Consider the following 6,101-nt stretch of genomic DNA (forward strand, 5'->3'; position numbering starts at 1 on the left):
AGCAAGAAAAGAACAGAATCAATAAGCGGATTCAGTCATTGCTTCATATTGCTGATGATCTGGCACCGGATTCTGTGGAGTGTCAGTGCGTTTATGAAAGAATTCTCGAATTGGAAAGGATGCGAGAACTGATCAGACGCATTAGAAAGGCTAAGTGTGCACAGATTTATGCGCAGTTGCATATGCTATGGGTTAATAGAGCCCAAAAGGCCAGTCGCGCGACTGCGGGTTTGACTACTGATCCAATGAGCATCGCTATGCCCATTCCTCCCACGTTTGAGGCTACCTTGAGTAGTTTCGGACGTGGGAGGGATTTGGATGCCCTCGCATGCTGAAAAAAATCAAACAGAGATCGAAAACTACTATCATATTATAGACCCGGAAGGAAGGCTGTCTAAGTACGAGAAGGCTGAAGAAGAACGCAAGGTGTTAGCGAATATGCCTGCTTGCTTCCCGGAAGCACTACGATATGTGATGACACGCTTCGGATTTACGCAAGAGGCTCTGGCCTTTGAATCAAAGGTGTCGGAGTCAACGATCGGTCGCTACAGAAACGGAAAGGTTGAAAGTTTTTCTGAGAAAAACGTGGTTGCACTATGCGTTGCTATGCACCTTCCTCCATGGCTTTCGTTTGCGCTCATAGCAAAAGCGGGTTTTAGCTTGGCTGCGACCAAAGAACAGCTAGCACATTTGATGATTCTTAACTGTATGTATATGAGGTCAATTGATGAGGTGAACGAGTACTTAAGGGAAAGAGGAAATGCTTCACTGTCCCGAGAGACGGCACAGGATTGTCGAGCTTCTTGAGATTCTGAACCTAAAATGATGAGCCGTGTGTTCAACTCCCTGCCGGAGAAGGATACACGGCTCATTTGCACTGTTTGAGGATAAGGACAGGAAAAGGCAGATGCGAATCTGCACACTTGGCTCATCAGGAGACCGTGTGAGCCAGCTTAAAATTGAATTGCTGCCTGTTTGGTTTGGTACTGCTCGAATGGGTAGTAAGCCGGGGTGGATTTCAAAAAATCTGAAATTATTTCGGATTTTAGGAGTTTATTCCGGCTCTTTTGCGTTTATAGGATCGGAATTGGCAGATTACACAATTTTCTGGCTTATTTCTCGTCGCTTCGATGAAAAGTGGCTGCTCCTATTTACAAATAGAGTTTTGGCTGCTATATTATAGATATAATAATAGCCTGAAAGGCTCTATTGAAAAGATAATAATTTGTAACGTGGAGGTGTATTACCAGACAAAGATAGTCATGTTGTTCAGTTAAAAAAATCCTTCTGAATGACGTCTCAGCAAGAGACATTACATAGGTTTTTAGTAGAGTGCCGCGATTGTTGGAGGCAGTCAGCGCACAATTATTGAGGAGTTATAACTAAACGGTCCTTAATTCAATACTAAAACACTACTGTAAGGTTGAAGTGCGTCTACTTGCTGATAAGACTATAAAATGTCTGGCTAATACACATCCGGTCAATGAGTACGGAAACGGAAATACATAAGACCGGAGTAAATTTAGAAACAAGTAATGCGTAAGCAACTTGAAATCTGAATTTGCTCCGGTCTTTTTTTATTAAAATTTTCAGCGAAGGAGGTGAACCGAGGTGGCATCCGCTGTACATAAGAATATCGAGACCAAAGCGGCATCTGTCAATGTCAACTCGGTTTGCCGCCAGAATACTGCTGAGCAGGGGATGGCTGCGCCAGATGAGTTTATGGCAGAGGTTCAGTGGTCCATGGCAATACGGAAGATGATTGCAAAACTTGAGTTCGGAGACGCTCTAAAGCTGCTGATGAACGACCGGGATATGTCTGTAGAGAATATGGAGTCTGAGTCCGGACTCTCTGTGTCCACAGTGAAGCGGCTTCGTGCGGGTCAGGAGGCAAGCGCGGAACAAGTCGTTGCCATTTCGGTGGCATTGCGGCTTCCGCCAATGGTCAGCAGTGATTTATTGAGAATGTGTGGAATCACACTGGACTTTAACAATCAAAGGAATACGGTCTATCAGATGATTCTGACGGGCCATTACAAAGACGGTATCGAGAAAGTCAACGTCTATCTTGCAGCTTGTGGATGCGCCCCACTCAAAACTGCCTGCTAAGGTACCTACAACAGAATATCCATGAGGCGATTAGACCATAAAACGGTCTGGTCGCCTCTTTTTTTTGAAATTTTTTCTGAGGTAAGGGCTCAAGAAGTGAGCCCTAAACGGTAATAAAACGGCGCAGTAAGGCTGCATAAGAGCATCTGACATGACGGTATTTTTTATAAAAGTACGAAATAACGATGCTTTGTGTGCTGCTTTTTAGAGCTCACCTGATGAACTGGTGATTTGAGGTGTTCTCGGTTATCATGTAGTCAGTTCAAGGGACAAGCCCCAAGAACAAAAATATCGTAAGGCCCGATTCTAGAGAGGGTTAAGGATACCATAACGGAGTTTTACCAGCCGGCAGACGCTGTCTGCTGCGGTAGAACGACCGGTCTATGGGTGTACCTCCCATCTCTGGAATCGGGCCTTTTTGCGTTTTGCAGGCTGGTTCAGTGCACGGTGTGAACCCCTATCCAGTCTCCGTCATCGGTATCCTTCCCCTCCCTGAGTCCGGGGGAAAGGACACGAAAATGACTGACGTGATGAACTGCGTGGACAAGCTGCTGGAGAAAAAGATCACCGGCTACAAGCAGCGCATGGCTGTGAACCGCTACGGTGTTTATCATTAGCCTTCCAAATTTTCGACTTTTTACGCTTTATCGAAAATTTGGAGGTTTATATGAACTACAATAGCGGAAATGCCCGCCGTAGCTTCTATGCTAAATGGGACAAGCTCCGGGAAGAATACCGGGCTGCTGGCATGATGGAGGATGCTATCCAGAAGATGTATGAGTACGATTTGGCGGTGTTCAATGATGACCGTGCCCACCATCGTTACGATGTTGAGATTCCAAGTGCAGACGATTCCGAAAATCGGAACGATTATGCTGACTTTGTGCGAGCCACTACCGTGACGGATACCTATCACGAAACGAAAACGCGGTTTGCATGGGTGGGTGAAGTCCAAAACGAACGCCTGCAAGCCGGACTAGAGAAGCTGTCTGATGATGACCTTAAACTTTTGACGCTCTATGTCTATGAGGAGTATAGCACGGTGGAATTATCTAAAGCTTATGGCATTGCCCATCAGAATATAAGTAAGCGTATCATTAAAATCACTAATTTTTTGAAAAACTTTGATTTTCAGGGTGCAGATTGACCTTTCAACTGGGTTCGTAAGTGAAGGGACAATTTCCCAAGCGGCACCTGCCGCAGGGCAAAGTGTCCGACCTCGCGGCCCTTGAAAACTGAAGAGTTCCATCGTCTGGTACTTCGATTTCGATAATGATACTTCCGTAATTCGCGGCCCGGTCACAAAGAAGACGGGGTGGCTGAAATGCCAATGAAGCGGTAAAAGTCCGCTGCCAGATGTTTATGCCCCACTCGCAGGGGGCCGAGGGCGAATATGCGAGACCTTTAATCATATTGATCCGGGAACTGCCGGGTACGTTTTTGCGCATTCGGCAGCTCCCGTTTTTTACGTATCCCAATTTATTCTTTACCCGAATATTCACTTTTGATACATATAGGAGGACACTTTTATGGATGAGTTGAACCCCACGGTGCGCGAGCAGGAGATCTACGAGGAGATGGAGCTGACCCCTGAGATGGTCAAGTCCATCCGCACCCTCTGCAGTACCTGTCTGCGGCATTTTGTGGATGCAAAAGTTTTCAAGATCGCGCTTGTACCCAGCGCAGACCGGAGCATGGACACCTGCACCGTCTGTCAGATGCGGCGCGGTTACGATTATGTGGTCATGCACCGCTGACCCGACCATACCACCATACCTTGAACGAAGCCCGCTGCGGAACATCCGGCAGCGGGCTTTGCACATAACAACATGGAGGTACAATTTTGCAGCAAAACTGGAAATTCCAACGCGGAGACATCTTCTTCACCCATTTCGGGGCGAGCACCGGTTCGGAACAGTGCGGTGACCGTCCGGCGGTCATTCTTCAGAATGACGTGGGCAACTATCACTCTCCGACCCTGATCGTTGCGACCATGACAAGCAAGGCGGAAAAGAAAGTAAACCAGCCGACCCACTGCCTGTTGGAAAACGCAGGGTTGAATATGCCGTCCGTTGTGCAGGCAGAGCAGATCTTCACCATCGACAAGAGCCGGGCGCTGAAGTATCTGGGGCATCTGACCCCGGAGGAGATGCGCAGGGTGGATGATGCAGTGCGTATCAGCCTTGCGCTGAACCCCATGGGCAGCATCCAGCAGATGGAGCCTATCCGGCGCTCTACGGCGCTTTACGCGCCGCCTGAGGTGGTGGATGGCAAACCACCTGTCTACCCCTATACGCCCATCAAATCGTCTTTTGAGAACGCCGGAAGCATCGAGGAAATGATGCTGTACACCGAGTTGCAATCCGCGGTTCATGCCATGATCCAGCGGTTGGAATACAGCTTCACCTTCAATCCCAGCCTGCTCACCAGCCCGAAGCGTAAGCAGCAGGTGGCTGAGATCTTAGAGGAAGCCGAGAAGTACATTTGGAGAATTAAGGAGGAAATGCGATGCGCCTGAACGAAAACAATACCTTCATTGGTATCAACCCGCCGTACCAGCTTTCGGTCATCCACAGCAGCAAGCTGATCTATCCCCGCGAGATCTACCAGCGGGGCGTGGAGCGCAAGCGGGTGGAGCTGATCGCCAGAGACTTCAATGAGTACATCGTTAACGAGCCGAAGGTCAGCTTCCGCAACGGCAGATACTATGTGATGGACGGGCAGCACACCATCGAGGGCTGCATCCTCCTCAACGGCGGCGAGGACCGCCCGATCCTCTGCAAGGTCTACACCGGACTGACGATGGAGCAGGAAGCCCTGCTCTTTGCGGAGCAGAACGGTCACGCCGCACCCCTGTCGGCGGGCATCAAGCTGCGCGCCAAGGTGGTGGGCGGCGATGCGCCTTCCAAGGCGTTTGTCGCAGCCACCAACCGGGTGGGGCTGTCCCTCAACTACGACAGCATGCAGCTGAGCGACTACCGTATCAGCTGCGTGGGCACGGCACTGAAGCTGTACGACCAGCTGGGCGAAGAAATCTACTGCGAAGCCCTGCGGCACATCGTGGAAGCGTGGGAGGGCAGACCGGATTCCTTCCGGGCGGCTGTCCTGCGGGGCGTGATGTACTTTGTGCAGCTGTATCATGGACAGTACAGCGCGGAGCGGCTTGTCCGTGCGCTGAGCGGAGTCCATCCCATGGAGCTCTACCGTATCAGCCGGGATAATCCCGCCAAGCTTCCGGGCTGGCGGCGGTACGTTTACCCCATCTACACCACCTACAACGGCAAGTGCAGGAAGGATGCGCTGCCGATGAAGTTCTAAACTCAAATATCTCCTTTGGCAAGGGCGATGGTACCCGGAAAAAGGCCATCGCTCTTTACATATAGTATTTTCTTTCAAATAATTGACATATTGAACTGGAAAGGAGAGGACCGGAATGAGCGAAATCGCAGCCTGCACTTTGATTCAGGAAGAGCCCGACCGCAAGACAGAGCGGTACATGATGATGTTCAAGGATTACCCGGATGTGGTATCCGTAGACATTCTTCAGGAAATGCTTGGCATCTGCCGGAAGAATGCGTATCTGCTGGTCAAGCAGAATAAGATCCACTCGGCGCGTGTAGGACGCAGTTATAAGATACCAAAACTCTGCGTGGTAGAGTACCTGATCGATCAGAATCGGCAGTTTGGAGGGATGCGCCTTTCAAACTCTCTTGCGCCATCCTTGCAAAACACTTCAGAGTCTTCTAAACTTATGATGCCTAAGCAAAGGACGTTTGGCTGCGAACAGAAAGGAGCATCACTATGACAAATGTGGCCGGACATTTAAGAGAACAAAACGGTATGTATCAGATGATTCTGAGCTGGAAAGACACAAATGGAAAGCGCAGAACCAAATCCATCAGCACAGGACTTCCGGTTAAAGGAAACAAAAAAAGAGCTGAATCTCTGTTGCGTAAAACACAAAAAGAGTTTAACCCTGAAACGATGCAGCA

General features: G+C 49.2%; 8 protein-coding genes and 1 pseudogene. All 9 read left to right on the forward strand.

Annotation, left to right across the window (positions count from 1 at the left end; genetic code table 11):
- Positions 1 to 318: 318 nt before the first annotated feature.
- On the forward strand, positions 319 to 807 hold the full coding sequence (locus tag C7J97_RS05170) for a helix-turn-helix domain-containing protein (protein WP_113992164.1): 489 nt from the start codon (positions 319 to 321) through the stop codon (positions 805 to 807).
- A gap of 136 nt (positions 808 to 943) precedes the next feature.
- Positions 944 to 1,183: a hypothetical protein gene (locus C7J97_RS14825; RefSeq protein WP_147232743.1), complete on the forward strand. Its 240-nt coding sequence runs from the start codon at positions 944 to 946 to the stop codon at positions 1,181 to 1,183.
- Between the two features lie 428 nt (positions 1,184 to 1,611).
- Complete coding sequence (locus tag C7J97_RS05175; RefSeq protein ID WP_113992163.1) at positions 1,612 to 2,109, forward strand: helix-turn-helix domain-containing protein; 498 nt, start codon at positions 1,612 to 1,614, stop codon at positions 2,107 to 2,109.
- Positions 2,110 to 2,776: 667 nt separating this feature from the next.
- Entirely contained in the window at positions 2,777 to 3,256 is a 480-nt protein-coding gene (locus tag C7J97_RS05180; RefSeq protein ID WP_113992162.1) for a sigma-70 RNA polymerase sigma factor region 4 domain-containing protein, read from the forward strand.
- A 382-nt stretch (positions 3,257 to 3,638) separates the two neighbouring features.
- Positions 3,639 to 3,866 (forward strand): hypothetical protein, encoded by a 228-nt coding sequence (locus C7J97_RS05190; protein WP_113992161.1) that lies wholly within the window; start codon positions 3,639 to 3,641, stop codon positions 3,864 to 3,866.
- 86 nt (positions 3,867 to 3,952) lie between these two features.
- The gene (locus C7J97_RS05195) at positions 3,953 to 4,627 is read left to right on the forward strand and encodes a type II toxin-antitoxin system PemK/MazF family toxin (protein ID WP_097839050.1); all 675 of its coding nucleotides are present in this window, start codon (positions 3,953 to 3,955) and stop codon (positions 4,625 to 4,627) included.
- Positions 4,618 to 5,427: a DUF6551 family protein gene (locus tag C7J97_RS05200; RefSeq protein WP_097771476.1), complete on the forward strand. Its 810-nt coding sequence runs from the start codon at positions 4,618 to 4,620 to the stop codon at positions 5,425 to 5,427. Before C7J97_RS05195 ends, C7J97_RS05200 begins: the two co-directional genes overlap by 10 nt.
- A 115-nt stretch (positions 5,428 to 5,542) precedes the next feature.
- Positions 5,543 to 5,914 carry a helix-turn-helix domain-containing protein gene (locus C7J97_RS05205; protein WP_113992160.1) on the forward strand — a complete coding sequence of 124 codons (372 nt, stop codon included), beginning with the start codon at positions 5,543 to 5,545 and terminating at the stop codon, positions 5,912 to 5,914.
- Positions 5,911 to 6,101 (forward strand): annotated as a pseudogene (locus tag C7J97_RS05210) (tyrosine-type recombinase/integrase); the annotation flags it as partial. The gene C7J97_RS05205 and the pseudogene C7J97_RS05210, both read left to right, overlap by 4 nt.

This window comes from Faecalibacterium prausnitzii (genome assembly GCF_003324185.1).
Lineage (GTDB): Bacteria > Bacillota > Clostridia > Oscillospirales > Ruminococcaceae > Faecalibacterium > Faecalibacterium prausnitzii.

What these genes read in the sequence shown, in the direction of transcription:
- C7J97_RS05170 (WP_113992164.1), top strand. Translation starts at nt 319, where the DNA reads ATGCCCTCGCATGCTGAAAAAAATCAAACAGAGATCGAAAACTACTAT.
- C7J97_RS05205 (WP_113992160.1), top strand. Translation starts at nt 5,543, where the DNA reads ATGAGCGAAATCGCAGCCTGCACTTTGATTCAGGAAGAGCCCGACCGC.
- C7J97_RS05200 (WP_097771476.1), top strand. Translation starts at nt 4,618, where the DNA reads ATGCGCCTGAACGAAAACAATACCTTCATTGGTATCAACCCGCCGTAC.
- C7J97_RS05180 (WP_113992162.1), top strand. Translation starts at nt 2,777, where the DNA reads ATGAACTACAATAGCGGAAATGCCCGCCGTAGCTTCTATGCTAAATGG.
- C7J97_RS05190 (WP_113992161.1), top strand. Translation starts at nt 3,639, where the DNA reads ATGGATGAGTTGAACCCCACGGTGCGCGAGCAGGAGATCTACGAGGAG.